The following is a 16,326-nucleotide window of genomic DNA, read 5'->3' as shown; positions in this document are numbered from 1 at the left end:
CCGTTTTTCAAGTCATTTCACCCCAAGGCCCTTCGAGATGATGAGCTTGAACGCTGCGAGTCCGTTTAAGAGCCGTCTGGACGCCAACCTGCCGCGAAAATTGCTGGCCCTCGCCGTTTTCCTGGGATCGACTGGCTCGGCTGCCGCGCTGACCCAGGAGGCCGCGCTCGAGAACTGCCGGATGACGGTCGGCAAGCCGATCGTACATGCCTGCATGCAGGCCCAGGGCGGCCGCAAGGCCGGTGCCGATATCGAGGGTTGCCGCGCCAAGGCTAAACCGCAGGTCCACGCTTGCGTGCTCGCCGCTCTCAACGCCGCGAACGGCCGCGCCAACGTCGCCGTCGAGCTTCCCAAGGAAGCTGCGCCCAAGCTGGCTCCGGGCACAGCCATGCCGAAGGATTTCGTCGCCCCGCCACGAACCATCTCCGACATCACCGCGATCCTCGATAGCGAAAAGCCGAACGAGAAGCTGATCGCGGAGCTCAAAGCGGACGCGGAGGCGACGCCCACGGGGAAGGAATCGCGCGAGGATCTGGCCCAGTTCTATTTCGACCGCGCCAATGCGCGTTCCCAGCTCGGGCGTCTCACCGAATCCGTCGCCGACGCCAACAAGGCCGTGGAAGTGGGCCGTGGGGCCGTCACCCCCAACATGATGGGGCGATTGTTGCAGCTGCAGTCGGTGCAATACTCCCTCGCAGGCGATCCCAAGCGCGCACTGGAAATCAAGCAACAGCTGTTGCGCCAGTCGGTCAACGTGCCCGGCGCGAAAGGATATCAGTTCAACGCAAACCGCACGGTCGCATCGATTCTCATCCAGATGGGTGACGTCGCGCAGGCGGAAGCCTATTTGCGTCGCAGCCTGACCGCGATTCAGGAGTCGCGCACCAGTGGGCTTCCTGGCTGGCGAGCGTCCTATGCAAAGTTCGGCCAGACCTGGGAGGGGGAAATCGAGATGACCCGCGGCCTCATATTCGAGGCACGGGGACAGTTTGCCGAAGCCGAAGCCGCCTATCGCACGGCGGAGCTGCGTAAAAGCGCTGGTAACAAGGCCGTATTGGAATCGGAGAACCCGCCTGCGGAGACCCTCCTGCTCCAGGTCGTCGACAGCATGGTGTTGAATCAGGCGCGCATGAAGGCGCGGCAGGGCAGGCTCGCCGAAGCCGAGGTCGATGCGCGCCGGGCGCTGTTGTCGCGCCTGAAGGACACCGGCAAGTACAATCCGGTGACGCCGCGTTTCGTGATGGGATTGGCCGGAATCCTGGTCGACCAGGGACGTTACAACGAAGCCGAGCAGCTCGGCCGCGTCTCGCTCGAGATCAACAAGACGGTCGGCGTGCCTGATGACGCGCAGTCGACCGTGCAGCTGCTGTCGCAGCTCGCCGGCATCCTGAATCTGCAGCGCAAGAATGCCGAGGCCAACGACATGTTTGCGCGGATCGACAAGGCGGTCGCCAATTGGGATCCGCAGCGCCGCCAGGTCATCGAGCTCAATCCGGCGCGCATTTTCGCGCTCTACAATTCCGGCCAGCTCGACGCCGGCATCGCCGCCGCCGAACAACTGGTCAAGAAGCAGATCGGGCGGGTCGGCGAGAACCATTTCGATGCGGCGTCGGCGCGCGGCACCCTGGCGATCGGATTGATGCGCGCGCAGCGCGATGCCGACGCGATCCGCGAGTTCAAGGCCGCCATTCCGATCATGATGGCCAACGCAAACGAGAACGCCGACGACGAGAACACGACCGTCGTAGCCGCGCGCAGCCAGCGGCTCCAGACCATCGTCGAGAGCTACCTCCTGCTGCTCGCGCGGGCCGAAGGTACCGGCAGCGGCGTCGGCGAGGAGACGTTCAGTCTGGCCGATGCGGTCCGCGGCCGCTCCGTGCAACAGGCGCTGGCTGCCTCCAGCGCGCGTGCGGCGGCGAAGGATCCCGCGCTGGCCGAGCTCGTGCGCAAGGAGCAGGACCTCACCAAGCAGGTCAACGCCCAGCTCGGCACGCTCACCAACGTCCTCGCCATTCCCTCGGCGGAGCGCGACGAGAAGGGCGTGCAGCAGATCCAGGCGTTGATCGCGTCCATGCGCAACGAACGCGACAAGGCGCGCCAGGAGATCAAACAGAAGTTCCCGACGTATGCCGATCTCGTCTCGCCGAAGCCGCCGAGCGTTGCCGAGATCCGTGCGACGCTTGCCGACAACGAAGCCATGCTGTCGTTCTATTTCGGTCAGTACGGCAGCTTCGTCTGGGCCGTGCCGAAGTCTGGGCCGGTCGCGTTCGCCGCCGTCAAGGCCAATATCGGTAATATCGAGACCAAGATCCGCAAACTGCGGGAAGCGCTCGAGCCGCAGGCGGCGATGATCTCGGACATTCCGCCGTTCGATCTCAAGCTTGGCTACGAGCTCTACGAGCTGTTGCTGAAGCCGGTCGAAGGTGGATGGAAGCCGGCGAAGAATTTGATCGTGGTCACCAACGGCGCGCTCGGCCTGCTGCCGCTGTCGCTGTTGCCGACGGCGCCGGCCGAGGTGGCCGCGGACGAGGATCCGCTCTTCGTCGGCTATCGCAACGTGCCCTGGCTTGCGCGAACCCATGCCGTCTCGACGGTGCCGTCGGCCGCGGCCTTGCGCACGCTGCGACAATTGCCGCCTGGCAAGCCCGGCCGCGGGGATCTCGTGGCATTTGGCGATCCCTATTTCAACAAGGACCAGGAGATCGAGGCGGAAGGCGCCGGCGAAAAGGTGCAGGTCGCCGATGTCGGTGGCAACGTCACGCGCGGCATGCCGCTAAAGCGTCGCAACAGCCCGAAGCTCGACGGCGTCGACAGCGCCGAACTCGGCCTCTTGCCCCGTCTTCCCGACACTGCCGACGAACTCAAGTCGATCGCGCTGGCGCTGCAGGCTGATCCCTCGAAAGTGCTGTTCCTCGGCAAGAGCGCGACCGAGAGCGCGGTCAAGACGATGAACCTCTCCGGCTTCAAGATTCTCGCGTTTGCCACTCACGGCCTTGTCCCGGGCGAGCTCAACGGTCTGACACAGCCGGCACTCGCACTGTCATCACCAACGGTGACGGGCGACGGTGGAGACGGCCTCCTGACCATGGAGGAAATTCTCGGCCTCAAGCTCGACGCCGACTGGGTGATCCTGTCCGCCTGCAACACCGGCGCCGGTGCAGGCGCCGGAGCCGAGGCGGCCTCCGGCCTCGGCCGCGCGTTCTTCTACGCCGGAACGCGTGCCTTGCTCGTGACGAACTGGTCAGTGCATTCGCAATCGGCCCGGCAGCTGGTGACCGATCTGTTCAAGCGGCAGGCGGACGATCCAAAATTGTCGCGGAGCGAAGCGCTGCGGCAGGCGATGATCGCTCTGGTCGACGGTCCCGGTTACCTGAACAGCGAGGGCAAGACCGAGTTTGCCTATGCTCATCCGCTGTTCTGGGCGCCGTATACGATCATCGGCGATGGCGGCGTGCGCTGATTGACGTGGGGGTTGAACGGATGATGACGCGGATTTTGTTGCTGGGGCTCGTTGCGGCAGGTCTCCTGTTTTCGGGAGCGTCGCGGGCAACACAGTTGATCACCGAAGAAGAGGCCAAGCTGCCGCCACCGAAGGGCGCGGTCGCGGCCGACAGGCGCGGTATCCTACGCGGTCCGAAGGTGGAGTTCGTCTCGACCGGTGATTCCGTGTCCTCGCCCATGCGGCTCCAATTGAGGTTCGAGTCGTTCGGGGGCGCCAAGATCGATCCGGATTCGGTCAAGGTGACCTTCCTCCGCACGCCGAACGTCGATCTGACGCCCCGGGTCAAGCCGTTCGTGCGGGCTGACGGGATCAACATGCAGGATGCGGAATTGCCGCCGGGAGATTACACCGTGCGGGTCGACATCAAGGACAGCGATGGGCGGCCGGGCACGGCCATTTTTACCCTCAAGGTCGCACCCAAGTGATGTGTCCTTACTGCCAGGCCGAGAACGCGGATAGCGCGCTGGTTTGCGCATCCTGTGCCCGAGACGTCGCGGTGCCTGCGACGCTGATTGCGGAGCGTGACAATCTCCTGCGCAAACGGGACCAGCTGCGCGATGAGCTGGCGCGGGCCAGAGACGAGGTCGAAGCCATCATGCGGCGCAGGAAGTCGCGCTGACGATGGAGTGCCCGTTCTGTGCCGAGACGATCAAGGACGAAGCCATTGCGTGCAAGCACTGCTCGCGCGATTTGCGCGTCGTGCGGCCGACGCTTCTCGAGATCGAGGATATCGTTGCCGAGTTGGACCGGCTCAGGCGCGATCTCGACCGGGTCAATGTCCGGCTCGAACGGTACAGGAATCCGCTGCGCTATTTCGGGACGCATGCCTTGCTCTACGTCGTCCTTCCGGCCGTCCTGCTGACGATCACGCATAGTCTGATCACCATCACCTTCAACCTCTCTCCAATCCCGCTCCGGATCGCGTCGATCGTCGTCCCCCTGCTGTTCGGGTTCGCAGCCTATCCTCTGCATCGGGTCTCGGCATTGGGGGCGTTCGTGCTGGCGTTGCTGCTCGCCAGCGCCAGCATCCAGGCGATGCTGACGGTGACCGGGCTCCACGATGGTGTTCCGATCTTACCGACGGTGTGGGTCGAATGGCGCGAGGTGTTCGAATACGGCGCGAGCATCCTGCTCGCCTTCGTGTCCGGGAACATCTTGGGAGTCGTCATCTTCCAGGTGCTGCCGCGCGTTCTGGGCCAGGGCGGGAAACCCAATGCGTTCGCCTTCAGGATGGCGCGCCTGCTCGGGCAGCATGTTGGTGAGGAGCAGCTTCGCCGCCGCGCCCGTTTGATCCAGGACTTGATGCAGACCGTCGGCCCGCTGGCCGGCGTCGCCGCGACGGCTATGGGCTCCATCTATGCCGGCCTGAAGGGCTTGCTCGGATAGTGACGGCGCGCTAGCGCCGGCGCTCGGATTTGTTGCGCTTGAGGAGGGGATTTCGCGCGCGCTGCGACTTTGCGCGCCGTCCCTGGAGCTTTCCAACAAAATCCTTCAATGCGTCGACCAGCGGCGCTGACGCGCGATAGGCCAGCCCGACCTCGCGCCTGATCTTCACCTCGATCTCCCGGATCGCGACGTCCGGATGGCCCTTCGCCACGCCCTCCGGCACGATAGCGATGCCGATTCCGGCTGCGACCAGCGCCATTGCCCAATCCTCCGATTGCGCGATCGCGGCGGACGGACGCCGTTGCGCCGCGCGGCCGAAGAATTCGCTCTGCTCGCAATGGCAGCGGTCGATCATCGGGGCGTCGGCGAGGTCGGCGGCGCGCAGCCGCTCCTTCAGCGTCAGCGGATGCGACGGCGGCAGCGCCGCGACATAGCGCTCGCTCCAGAGCGGGACGAAATGCTCGTCATCCCCAAGCATGCTCTTCGAGATGATCCTTGCATCTGCGCGCTCGTCGTGGCCCACGAGCCGCAGCGCGATGTCACTGCGCGCGGTCAGCGGCTTCAGCAGCGCGATGGTTCTGGGCACGTCGAGCGTGCGCATCAGACCGAGCGTCAGATTGGTCCGGGTGCTGGGCTTGCGGAACAGGCTGCGCGCGGCGTCGGCCTCGTCGATGATGCGGCGGGCCAGCGCGTGAAACTGCTCGGCCGAGGCGGTGGGTGCGACGCCCTTCTTGTGCCGGATGAAAAGCGTGGTGCCGAGCTCGGCCTCCAGACTGGTGATCGCAGTCGAGATCGACGGCTGCGACACGAAGCAGGTGCGCGCGGCCGCCGTGAGGTTGCGTTCACGGTAGACGGCAGCGAAGTAGCGGAGCTCGCGGATATCCATAGTCCAGGCCTAGAGATACTATCAGAATTCAATATTTTACCTATGGATCGGAGAATGACAAGAACGCCGTGTTCACAACAGGCGGGCCTCATCCATGAAGATCCATCATCTCAACACCGGCACGATGTGTCCCGTGGGCCGGCGGCTGGTGAACGGCACCGGCGGCCTGTTCCAGCACGCCCGCATGGTCTGCCATTGCCTGCTGATCGAGACCAATGACGGCCTCGCCCTGGTCGACACCGGCATCGGCCTTGGCGATATCGCCACGCCCGACCGGCTCGGGAAACGGTGGCTGCGGCAGACCGCGCCAAAGCTCGATCCGGCGGAGACCGCCGTGCAGCAGGTGAAGGCGCTCGGCTATTCGCCGGCCGACGTGCGCCACGTGCTGCTGACGCATCTTGATCGTGATCACGCCGGCGGCATTCCCGATTTTCCCCATGCCGCGATCCACGTTCATCGCACCGAATACGACATGGCGGTGCTGCGCAAGCCCGCGCCGCCCGAGGGGCGCTATGTCACCGGACAATGGAGCCATGGGCCGAGCTGGAAATTCTACGGCGATGCCGGCGAGGATTGGTTCGGTTTCAAGGGCGTCCGTGCGCTCGGCGACCGGGAAGGGGACATCCTGATGATCCCGCTCGCCGGCCACACGCTCGGCCATTGCGGCATCGCGATCCGCTCCGGCGACAAATGGCTGCTGCACGCCGGCGACAGCTATTTCCATCACGCCCAGCTCGACGCCTCACCGCGCGCGCCGCTGGTGCTCCGCTATTTCCAGCGCCGCGTCGACATGGACCGCGCGGCCCGTGTCGCCAATCAGGCCCGGTTGCGCGAGCTGAAGCTCGGCCACGGCGAGCGCGTGACGATTTTCAACAGCCATGATCCCGTGGATTACGAGAACTGCCGGTGTGGCGGGCGTTAGACCGCCTCGCGAACGCGAGGCCTGATGCCGCGAAGTCAATCGTTACGGTGCAGCCGGGAGAAGCGGAAATTGCAGTGGCTCGCGCCGCCGGCCAGCGTTTGCGTCCGTTCCAGATGAATGCCGCGCGCGGCATAGGCGTCGAAATCGAGCCCGCAAATATTCGGCAAAATGTCCTTGTCGCCATGGCGGCCCGCGAATTTGCAGAAGCCGCATGCGTGGTAGTTGATGCCGAATTCAAAACTGTCACCCGGACCAGGCGCGACGAAATCGTAGACGAAATCCTCCGGAAATTCTGCCTGATGGCTTTCCGTGACGCTCTTTGCAGCCTGCTCACGCAGCAATGTCTGGTTCTCCGGCGACATGAATTGATCTCCCGCGGTGAGACGTTCTGCCTCAGGCGCGGTGAGCAATTGCGCCTTATAGGTCTCCCGCTCGATGTCGCGGATGTCAGGCAGCGGCACGCCGTGCCGCTGGAGCACACGGCTGGTTGCCATGAAACCGGTGAGACGCATGAAGACATCGCTCATGCGGCTCGCGGCACCGCCGACATAGGGCATCTGGGTGAGCACGATGGCGAATTCGTCCATCACCTCCCGCCTGATCCCGTCGATGTCGGTGAGATGCGCGCGCTCGCGTAACATCGCCTCGGCAAGGTCGAGTCGATGACGCATCGCCGCCTCCATGGCACCGCGATGCTGCTCGTAGAAGGGATGGATGGTCTCAGCCATGGGACACCTGAAAGTTGGCTTGTTGCAAAGTCGGCGAAGCCAGTTTCATTCTGCGGCGATCGCCTCGATCTCCAGCAGCCATTTGCTGTCGACCGTCTCGGCGATCATGACCGTCAGTGCCGGCTGATGCTCTCCGAGCATCTTGCGACGAATGGTGCGATTGGTCGCGACTTGAGTCCGGTCAGTCAGGAACGTAGTGACCTTGACCAGATGCGCGACGCCAAGGCCGGCGGCGGTGAGCACTTCCATGACGTTACGCCATGCCTGCTCGCACTGTGCCTCGAAACCTTGGGGCACGCTGCCGTCGGAGGCCTCAGGCACCTGGCCGCTGATGAATAGCAGCCGGCGATGTTGCGTCACTTCGAGTCCCAGGCAGTAGCCGCCGGCGGGAGCGTGAACCGTTGTGGGATTGTGGCTGACGATGTGAGCTGCGGGCATGGCGTGTCTCCGGATTGCGGGCTGACCGTATCCGGCGACATCGCCGCGGCGCAAAGCATCTTTGCTGCGGTTCAGCGCAAGAAAATCTATTGCAAGGCCGCGGTCCATCGGTGTCAAACTGCTGCGCGATGACCTACACCCTTCCGCCGCTCAACGCGCTCCGCGCTTTCGAGGCCGCCGCGCGCCATCTCAGCTTCAAGCTGGCTGCGCACGAGTTGCACGTGACGCCCGCAGCCGTCGGGCAGCAGGTGAAAGCGCTGGAGGCGCGCCTCGGCGTCCAGCTGTTCGAGCGGCTGCACAAGCAGCTGATCCTGACCGCGGCAGGCCAGGCCTATCTGCCCGGGGTCTCCGATGGCTTTCGCCGCCTCGCGGAGGCGACCTCGCAATTGAAGCCGGCCGGTGCAGTGCTGCTGCAACTGGGCGTGCATGCCAGCTTCGATTTGCGTCGCCTCGATCTGGCGGCGTTTCGCAGCGCGCATGCGGAGATCGGCTTGCGCGTGCTGCAGCCCGCCGGCCTGCACGAGCTGGTCGAGGGCAAGGTCGACCTGCTGATCGCCCGCGGTCTCGGCCACCATCCGGGCTATCGCTGCGATCGGGTCAATGAGGGATCCGGCCCGGGCGATTGGCTGATCGCGCCCGAGGGCACGGCGGATTGCCCCGAGATCGTCAGTTTTCGCGCATGGCTGCGCGCCGTGGCGGCCGAGAACCCGCGCGCAAACCGTCCGCGACTGGTCGGCGGCATCGGAAGTTGAAGCGACCTGCGACTGAGGCTCGAAGGAGATCGAGTTTTTCCGTGTAGACATCGACAGACGCCAAGCTCGTCGTGTCGGTCACGCCTTTTCAATTTTGAGGCATCGCCGTTTTCCGCGCGCAGTATCCTCTCCGCATTGCCTTTGCTTCGCGAGCGCGGCCTAGTATTGTTGCGATGCCCGGAATGCCGGAATCTCTATATCCGCAGCGCCCTGGAAGCAGGATCCGCAAATCCTCGGAGTTACACGATGCGCGCGCTTCCTTTTCTGCTGATCGTCTGGATCGCCATGTCTGCGCCCGCTCCTGCCGTAGCTCAGCGGTTCGCCGGCAATTTTCCGGTTTGCCTTCAGAAGTGGGAGTGGGGCGGTTCCAACTCCATTTCGTGCCAATATAGTTCGTGGGAAGAGTGCAAGGCGGCCGCTGCGGGCCTCTCCGCCATGTGCTTGGTGAACCCTTATGCGCAACGGCCGGCTTATCCGGACCGCGGTCCGCGTCCCCGATAGGTGCGATTGCGGCGGCAGCAGGTCAACAGCGCAAGCTTATCGGTCGGGGCTGGACGTAGACGGGATGTCCACTTTGCCCAGAAGCTGAAGTCGCGGTGCTGCGGACGCGGAGAGGTCCTACATGGCGGCTAACGTGCGTGGGCGGCAGCCTGCTCAACATCGGGTCCTCGCTATCGCGCTCCTGCCCATTTTCAGTCAATGACGATGCAACGCTTCAAATCAGAAGATCATGAGGCGCAGGTACAGTGGCGTGATGCGGACCACCATTGCCGTGGTTGGCCGCGTGTTCGTCCAAGGCATCAGGGCCCATTTTGAGGATCATCCCGAGGTCCTCTCCCTGGCCGAGCGCAACGTGCGGAGCGAGCGCATCATTAAGTTCCTTAAGCTCGACAACCGCAACGAGAGGAGAAGGAGTTGTGCCGTTATCGAAGCGGAATACCGGTTCTTGATCTGCGCCGCCGGTCTCGAACGCAGCTTTGGCCGGCTGTGCGTCTTCCGATGCGATTGCTGCAGATTGCGCAGCGTGCTGCGAGTTACCGCGTTCGGCGTTACCGCCGGTTGCGACGCTCGGCTCTATGATCTCGGCTGCTTGCGGTGCGTTTGCTGAGGCTGAGTGTAAATCGTGCCCCGAGTTGCCGTGTTCCACGGCGACCGGTTCTGCCATCTTCACTGCCCCTGCCACCTCCGCAGCATCCGAAGCTGGAGCGTGATGCTCCGCGGTATTGCCGACACTGTTGTCCGGTTTGACGCCAACTTCAGTCGACTCCGTGGCTGCCGCCTTTGCAGACCCTGGCTCCGAAGCGTGCTGCGAGTTGCCGTGGCTCGCGCCGGCGGCCGTTGCGACGCCCGGATCGATCTCGGCTGGGTCCGGTGCGTTTGCGGCGGTTGAATGCCCGGATTTGCCGTGTTCGGCTCCGCCTGGCTCTCCCGTCTTCGATGCCGCCTCCGCAGTGTCCGAAGCCGCAGCGTGATGCTCCGCGGTATTGCCGACACCGTTGCCCGGCTTGACGCCGGCTTCAGTCGACTCCGTGGCTGCAGCCTTTGCAGACCCTGGCTCCGAAATGTGCTGCGAGTTGCCGTGGTCCGCGCTGGCGGCCGTTGCGATCTCGGCCGCGCCCGGTGCGTTTGCGGCGGTTGAATGCCCGGATTTGCCGTGTTCGGCTCCGCCTGGCTCTCCCGTCTTCGCTGCTCCTCGTGCAGTCTCGGAAGCCGCAGCGTGATGCTCGGCGCCATGGCCGATGCCATTGCCCGGTTTGGAGCCAGCTTCAGTCGATTCGGTCGCTGCCGCCTTTGCAGACTTTGGCTCCGAAGCGTGCTGCGAGTTGCCGTGGTTCACGCTGGCGGCCGTTGCGACGCTCGGATCGTTCTCGGCTGCGTCCGGCGCGTTTGCAGAGTTTGAGTGCCCGGATTTGCCGTGTTCCACTCCACTTGATTCTGCCTTCTTCGCTGACCCTCGCGGAGCTTCTGAAGCCGCAGCGTGATGCTCGGCGCCATGGCCGACGCCGTTGCCCGGTTTGGAGTCAGCTTCAGTCGATTCCGTGGCGGCCGCCTTTTCAGACCTTGGTTCCGAAGCGTGCTGCGAGTTGCCGTGGCCCTTGCTGTCGGCCGTTGCGACGCTCGATTCGACGTTCTCGGCTGCGTCCGGCGCGTTTGCAGGGTTTGCGTGCCCCGAGTTGCCGCGTTCGACTCCACTTGAGTCTGCCTTCTTCGCTGACCCGCGCGGGGTTTCCGAAGCCGCAGCGTGATGCTCGGCGCCATTGCCGACGCCATTGCCCGGTTTGGAGTCTGCTTCGGTCGATTCCGTGGCTGCCGCCTTTTCAGATCCTGGCTCCGAAGCGTGCTGCGAGTTGCCGTGGTCCGTGCTGGCGGCCGTTGCGACGCTCGGTTGGACGATTTCCTTCGGCCCAGGCGACGAAACGCCGGTGTCCGCATTGATCGGACCATTCTTCAATGTGCCATTTTCGACTGCCGTCGCCGTTTCGCTACGCGCAGGCTCGATTGATGAGACGTGAGCCGATACGGCAGACGCTCCATCGCTGTCTCCCGTTGCATCCGCCGACTCGCCAGTGGAGGTTGTGAACTTCGTCGACGCTCCCAAGCCGCTCCGAGTCTGCCCGAACTGGAACCTCGAGCCGCCGTCGGCCAGAATGGTCCAAGCTCCAGCCGTCCCGAGCGTGCTCTCGCGCGCCTCGATGCTGGCATGGACATTGTCCTTACTCAGAACAGCCTCATCGATTGCGCTCGCTGAGGTCAGCGCTTGTTCGAGCTTCTCCAAGGTGATGGCGACAGCTGCGCCTTCGCGGTGGTCGACGAACTCCGCCTCCGCGACCGATACATCTCCCTGCAGATGGATTTCCAGCAGACCGTGATCTCCGATATCAAGAACATGATCGGTCGGATTCACATAGACGATCGTTTCATTGCTCGCGGAGTTGTAGATCCAGGCGAGGGTATGTGGCGGTATCGACTTGCTTGCTGCTGTCATATGCAGCCAGGCAAGCGCGCCGAAAGCCGCAAGATTGATCCTGCTCGACCCGGATGCGAAATCGAAGGCAGAGTGGGAAGAGGTATTGGAATCGGTCGGGGAGCGATGAACTACGTTTTTATCATCTTTGCCGCCCAACAACTGATCGCGGCTAGATCCGCCAACACCGGCATCGTGACCGGCGTCCACGAAGCGAACAGGTATTTGGAGTGCGTCACCCTCGGCGCCATGACTCATTTGGCTGCTTTGGCTGCGAGCATCAGCGACGCTTTCGTTTCCGGTGGTCACATCCCCGGAAGGCGGGCGAAAATCGTGCGAAGGGAAACCCGGGGCTGGGTTGTCTACATGGTTGGCGTCGGCATGAGTGATCGCGGCCAGTTTTATGGTCGCATTCTCTCCGGCGACGACGAAGCTGTCGATCGAGGCTTTGTCCGGGTCATGCGACTGCACGGCGAGATGGGGATCGTGCAGCGCGTAGATCAACGCACCGGCGAGAGAGGCGAAGGTGCCATACCCTCCATGAATCGACGGATTGGAAGTAAGCCGCGGGAGTTGATGGTCGACGGTCGGTTCGCCTCCAATCTGTGTGTCACCGGTTGCTCGCAGGAGAGCCGCAGGAAGATTGGGCGTGCTCGATCCAACAGGACCGTGGTTCTTCCAAGATTTTGAGCCTGCAGATTGCTCAGCTGCGCGCAGCGCTTCCAGTGCCGCCGCCGCGGTCGGGATTTGGCTCGCCTTGGCCAGAAAGTCTCTCTGGTCGAGCGGAAGCGTTTCGTCGGATTCCCAGACGATGAGGTGCCGGAGAATGGCTTTTTTCCAGGGCTCATACTCGGCGTGCTCTTCCGCGTGACCGATGCTGATGTCATCCGGAAATATGTCGTTCGCTTCCGACGCCTTGAGTTCGTCCGCAATGGCGATGACCAGAAAGGCGAGCGCGAGTGTGCCGAAGCCGGAGGGATGTCTTAGCAACGCGAGGGTCGCGAGCACAGTCCTGTTGGTGATCTCAAGCTTATGAAATATATTGTACAGGTGTACTTTGACTGTCCCTGGTGAAACGTTCAGCTGGCGCGCGATCTGCTTGTTCGACAATCCTTCTGACACCAGTCGCACGATTTGACGTTCCCGCTCCGTCAATAGCTCCAGCTTCGTTTCAATTGTGCCGGCGCCGTCAGCTTCCTTGCCGGTTGGCGAGAGAGCGAAATGCTCGGGCGACGCATTGCCGTTCGTCAACAGCCGCAGTCGTTGCAGCATGGTGTCGGCGGAGGCGTACTTCGAAATTGCGCTGCAGGCGCCAGCAGCAATCGCTGCGGTTAGATCGGGGTTGGATTCCGACTCGGTAAAGAACACCAGGCGCGTGCGAAGAGTCTCAGCTTTCGCAATCGCCAGGATCTCGGTTACCGTCAGGTCTGGCAGGGTGTCGGCAATAAGCGCGACGTCGGGTGTCAAATTCCGGATGGCTTCGAGGCAGCTTGTTCCATCGCGGCATGATGCGACGATGTCGAAGTCCTGCTGTGCTCCGAGTATCGATTTCAGCCCCTGTAGAACGATCGGTTGTCGATCTACGATCACAAGCTGGTTGCGCTCGAATATCCCATGCTTCGCAGACACGTCTAACATGGACCCTGCCTCGGCCCGGCCACCTATGGACTTTGGCATATGGCCGAGGCCGGGCGAGTTATTAAAATACAATTAATCAAATGAAGAAAGAGGCTTAGCGGAGTTCCCCGATCTGGAACCGCGAGCTTTGAGGGCATTTAGGTGAGAAAATATGTCATTTGACCCGATGGCGGTCGCGATTGACTGGCTCGACGCCTACCGCGCGGGCGATATCGAGGCGATCTTGGAGATGTATGCCGAAGATGCCGTGGTCCACTGTGGCTGCGGCTGCGGCGGCATCAAAACGATTACCAGCCGCGAGGCGCTTCGCGCCTATTGGATCGATCGCCTCCGAGAGCATCCGGCAAGCAAGTTGGACGATCTCAATCCCTCGCACAACGACGGAACCATTATCTCGTACATCACCACGACTGGTGTCATGAGCGCGCGTTTTGCGTTTGACGCCGCCGGGAGGATCAAAGAGCTAAACTGCAATCCCTCACACTAGATCCGCGGCGTGATCCAAGCCCACAGTAGGCGACGTGCTGGACTCGCGGCGCAACGGTGCCAACATGCGCGGAGGTCCTGCGACGGGCTTTCGGGCATTTTCCAGTTTCAGGGCAAGAACCGGAGTTCGATGCGCGGGGACGACGCCTAGACATTGCAGCGATCGCCAGTCGATCCACGATTCCTGCAAATGAAAGGTGTTTTTCGATGAGCAAGCAAGATGAGAACAAGGCCGTCGTTGGTCGTTGGTTCACCGAATTCTGGGGCAAGACCTTCAATCTTGGCGTCATCGACGAGATCGCCGCTCCCGACATGCTGCTCAAATATTCGCTGCATGAACCGCGTCGCGGCCGCGAAGATATCAAGGCATTCATGACCGACTTCCGCGCCGCGTTTCCCGATCTCAACTTCTGGGGCACCGCGGACCTGATCGCCGAGGGCGACTATGTGGTCGGTCAATGGGAAGGCGGCGGCACTCACACCGGCCCGGCGTTCAGCGATTTTCTGATCGGCGGCTTGCCGGCGGCGACCGGCCGCAAGATGCGCTTCACGGGCACCACGGTGCTCAAGGTCATCGACGGCAAGATTGTCGAGGAGATCGGTCTCGATGACGGCGTCACCGCGCTGACCCAGCTCGGGTTGCTCAAGGCGGCGGCCTGATCGCATTCGTGCCATCGGCACATCCGATGCCGTTGAACGAGGCTCGCACTTTGTGCGGGCCTCGTCTGCTTTTGAGGACCAGACTGTGCGGTCGGAAATCGGGTGGCGGCGTCTGCGGGTTCGTGGAGACTTGCGCCTATGACCACAGCGACCCTTCAATTCCCCAAGCAAATGCCCCTGCCAGTCGCGGATGATCCGCGATGGGCCCGCGTCCTCGTGCGCGACAAGGCTGCCGATGGCCTGTTCTGGTATTCGGTATCGACCACGGGCGTCTATTGCCGGCCGTCCTGTCCCTCGCGCGCGGCGAACCCGAAGAACGTCCAGCTTCACGACAGCCTGGCGAGTGCGAGGGCGACCGGATTTCGACCCTGCAGGCGTTGCAATCCGGATGGGCCCTCGGTCGAGGCCGGGAATAACACGCTGGTCGCCAAGGCTTGCCGCATCATCGAGACGAGCGAGGAGGAGCCGTCGCTGGAGGAGCTGGCCGGGGCCGCCGGCTTGAGCCCCGGCTATTTCCATCGAATCTTCAAGGCCGCCACCGGGCTGACGCCGAAGAACTATGCCGCCGAATTCCGTGCCAGAAAAGTTCGCGAAGGTCTGGCGTCCTGCCATTCCGTCACCGAGGCGATGTACGACGCCGGCTTCAATTCGAGCGGGCGCTTCTACGAAAAGTCGACCGGGATGCTCGGCATGACGCCATCGCAATATCGCGCCGGCGGGGCGAACGAGGAGATCAGATTCGCGGTCGGTCAAAGCTATCTCGGCCCGATCCTGGTCGCATCGAGCAGGAAGGGCGTTGTCGCAATTCTTCTCGGGGATGATGCGGAGGAGCTCGTCCACGATCTTCAGGATCGTTTCCCCAAGGCGCGTCTGATCGGCGCCGACCGGGACTACGAGGCGATGGTCGCGCGCGTGGTCGGCTGCGTGGAAGCGCCGGAGATCGGTCTCGACCTGCCGCTCGACATTCGCGGCACTGCGTTTCAGCAGCGGGTCTGGCAGGCGCTTCAGGACATCCCTCTCGGCACGACCGTCGGCTATGCCGAACTCGCGCAGCGGATCGGGGCTCCGAATGCGGTGCGCGCCGTCGCCGGCGCTTGTGCGGCGAACAAGATCGCGGTCGCCATTCCGTGCCACCGCGTGATCCGCAACGACGGATCGACCTCCGGATATGCCTGGGGCGTGGACCGCAAGCGCGTCCTGTTGGATCGGGAAGCCTCGCGAGCGACCTGAACCGGGTGCGGGGCGGCGCCATAGTTGTCATCGATGAGTTCGTGGAGCCGAACGGCATCACCGTCTCGCCCGACGAGAAGAAACTGTATGTCATTGACACCGGCTTCACCGACGGACCGAACGACCCATCGCATATTCAACCCCGAAGGCGCGAGACCTTCCTGGTTTGCACATGGAGGAACGTTGACTAGCGCGTCAGCATTGACAGACGTCGGCATTCAGCCGGCTCTCAAGAAGGAGATCCATTCATGAGAAAGATTTATCTCACAATGGCAATCAGCGGCGCATTGCTGGGCGTCGGTGCATTCGCAAACGCACAAGGAACTTCGACGGGTGGAGCGAGTGGTCATGACATGAAGCAATGTTGGGACGTGAGCAACAAGGTGGTTCGGGACGTCAGTGGCGCCACCGCAACTGGACCATCTGGAAATACGACTGTCGGGTCAACAACATCGCCCGGGCCAAGCTCTGGCACTTCTCCCGCTCCCTCTTCGGGTACCAGTGCCAACGCCAATGCCTCCTCCCGTCCACCAGGCATGCCGGACTGCTAATGCATATGCGGCCGCGCCAGTGAGAAGGTCGCGACAGTGATACTCCCCCGCTTCACGGGGGTTTTCTTGACGGCGACAGTTCAGTTGCAGGCAAATCGTCGATCTTGGTAAGCAGGATTGACGTTCCGAAGTCATATTGCGCGCGCATTCCATCATTGCACTACATGCGATCCCGCGTACTC

At 62.9% G+C, this 16,326-nt stretch carries 14 protein-coding genes; 9 read left to right on the top strand and 5 right to left on the bottom strand.

Features of this window, described 5'->3' with window-relative positions; translation table 11 throughout:
* The first annotated feature begins 40 nt into the window (after positions 1-40).
* Entirely contained in the window at positions 41-3,460 is a 3,420-nt protein-coding gene (locus tag JJC00_RS26980) for a CHAT domain-containing tetratricopeptide repeat protein (protein ID WP_200474253.1), read from the top strand.
* A gap of 20 nt (positions 3,461-3,480) precedes the next feature.
* Positions 3,481-3,927 (top strand): hypothetical protein, encoded by a 447-nt coding sequence (locus JJC00_RS26975; protein ID WP_246773943.1) that lies wholly within the window; start codon positions 3,481-3,483, stop codon positions 3,925-3,927.
* Positions 3,928-3,934: 7 nt separating this feature from the next.
* Here JJC00_RS26975 and JJC00_RS38330 read toward each other — a convergent pair whose 3' ends face one another.
* A complete protein-coding gene (locus JJC00_RS38330) occupies positions 3,935-4,375 on the bottom strand; it encodes a hypothetical protein (protein WP_246773942.1) in 441 nt (146 codons plus the stop codon).
* Here JJC00_RS38330 and JJC00_RS26970 point away from each other — a divergent pair.
* On the top strand, positions 4,331-4,888 hold the full coding sequence (locus JJC00_RS26970) for a hypothetical protein (protein ID WP_246773941.1): 558 nt from the start codon (positions 4,331-4,333) through the stop codon (positions 4,886-4,888). The two genes, JJC00_RS38330 and JJC00_RS26970, sit on opposite strands and share 45 nt — an antisense overlap.
* Positions 4,889-4,898: 10 nt before the next feature.
* On the opposite strand, the gene JJC00_RS26965 is transcribed toward JJC00_RS26970, so the two are convergent.
* Positions 4,899-5,774: a LysR family transcriptional regulator gene (locus JJC00_RS26965; RefSeq protein WP_200468887.1), complete on the bottom strand. Its 876-nt coding sequence runs from the start codon at positions 5,772-5,774 to the stop codon at positions 4,899-4,901.
* Between the two features lie 94 nt (positions 5,775-5,868).
* On the opposite strand from JJC00_RS26965, the gene JJC00_RS26960 reads away from it, so the two are divergent.
* Positions 5,869-6,696 (top strand): MBL fold metallo-hydrolase, encoded by an 828-nt coding sequence (locus JJC00_RS26960; RefSeq protein ID WP_200468886.1) that lies wholly within the window; start codon positions 5,869-5,871, stop codon positions 6,694-6,696.
* A gap of 35 nt (positions 6,697-6,731) precedes the next feature.
* Here the strand turns inward: JJC00_RS26960 and JJC00_RS26955 are convergent, their stop codons facing one another.
* Both JJC00_RS26955 and JJC00_RS26950 read right to left on the bottom strand, forming a co-directional pair.
* On the bottom strand, positions 6,732-7,424 hold the full coding sequence (locus tag JJC00_RS26955; protein ID WP_200468885.1) for an L-2-amino-thiazoline-4-carboxylic acid hydrolase: 693 nt from the start codon (positions 7,422-7,424) through the stop codon (positions 6,732-6,734).
* 45 nt (positions 7,425-7,469) lie between these two features.
* Positions 7,470-7,970, bottom strand: coding sequence for a RidA family protein (locus JJC00_RS26950; RefSeq protein ID WP_246773940.1), 501 nt, complete (start codon positions 7,968-7,970; stop codon positions 7,470-7,472).
* 20 nt (positions 7,971-7,990) lie between these two features.
* Between JJC00_RS26950 and JJC00_RS26945 the strand changes: the two genes are divergently transcribed.
* Together JJC00_RS26945 and JJC00_RS26940 are read left to right on the top strand one after the other, a co-directional pair.
* Complete coding sequence (locus tag JJC00_RS26945; RefSeq protein ID WP_200468884.1) at positions 7,991-8,614, top strand: LysR family transcriptional regulator; 624 nt, start codon at positions 7,991-7,993, stop codon at positions 8,612-8,614.
* Between the two features lie 246 nt (positions 8,615-8,860).
* The gene (locus JJC00_RS26940; protein WP_200468883.1) at positions 8,861-9,115 is read left to right on the top strand and encodes a DUF3551 domain-containing protein; all 255 of its coding nucleotides are present in this window, start codon (positions 8,861-8,863) and stop codon (positions 9,113-9,115) included.
* A gap of 214 nt (positions 9,116-9,329) precedes the next feature.
* Here JJC00_RS26940 and JJC00_RS26935 read toward each other — a convergent pair whose 3' ends face one another.
* Positions 9,330-13,217 carry a LuxR C-terminal-related transcriptional regulator gene (locus JJC00_RS26935; RefSeq protein ID WP_200468882.1) on the bottom strand — a complete coding sequence of 1,296 codons (3,888 nt, stop codon included), beginning with the start codon at positions 13,215-13,217 and terminating at the stop codon, positions 9,330-9,332.
* Between the two features lie 151 nt (positions 13,218-13,368).
* Here JJC00_RS26935 and JJC00_RS26930 point away from each other — a divergent pair, with 151 nt between their 5' ends.
* From JJC00_RS26930 to ada, 3 genes are all read left to right on the top strand, one after another.
* On the top strand, positions 13,369-13,704 hold the full coding sequence (locus tag JJC00_RS26930; RefSeq protein WP_200468881.1) for a nuclear transport factor 2 family protein: 336 nt from the start codon (positions 13,369-13,371) through the stop codon (positions 13,702-13,704).
* A 206-nt stretch (positions 13,705-13,910) separates the two neighbouring features.
* Positions 13,911-14,363 (top strand): ester cyclase, encoded by a 453-nt coding sequence (locus tag JJC00_RS26925; protein WP_200468880.1) that lies wholly within the window; start codon positions 13,911-13,913, stop codon positions 14,361-14,363.
* Between the two features lie 138 nt (positions 14,364-14,501).
* Complete coding sequence (gene ada, locus JJC00_RS26920; protein WP_200468879.1) at positions 14,502-15,593, top strand: bifunctional DNA-binding transcriptional regulator/O6-methylguanine-DNA methyltransferase Ada; 1,092 nt, start codon at positions 14,502-14,504, stop codon at positions 15,591-15,593.
* The last annotated feature ends 733 nt before the right edge of the window (positions 15,594-16,326 follow it).

The sequence above is a fragment of the Bradyrhizobium diazoefficiens genome, assembly GCF_016616885.1.
Classification (GTDB): domain Bacteria; phylum Pseudomonadota; class Alphaproteobacteria; order Rhizobiales; family Xanthobacteraceae; genus Bradyrhizobium; species Bradyrhizobium diazoefficiens_F.
The sequence above is the reverse complement of the archived record's forward strand: the minus strand, read 5'-3'. Positions and strand labels throughout refer to the sequence as shown.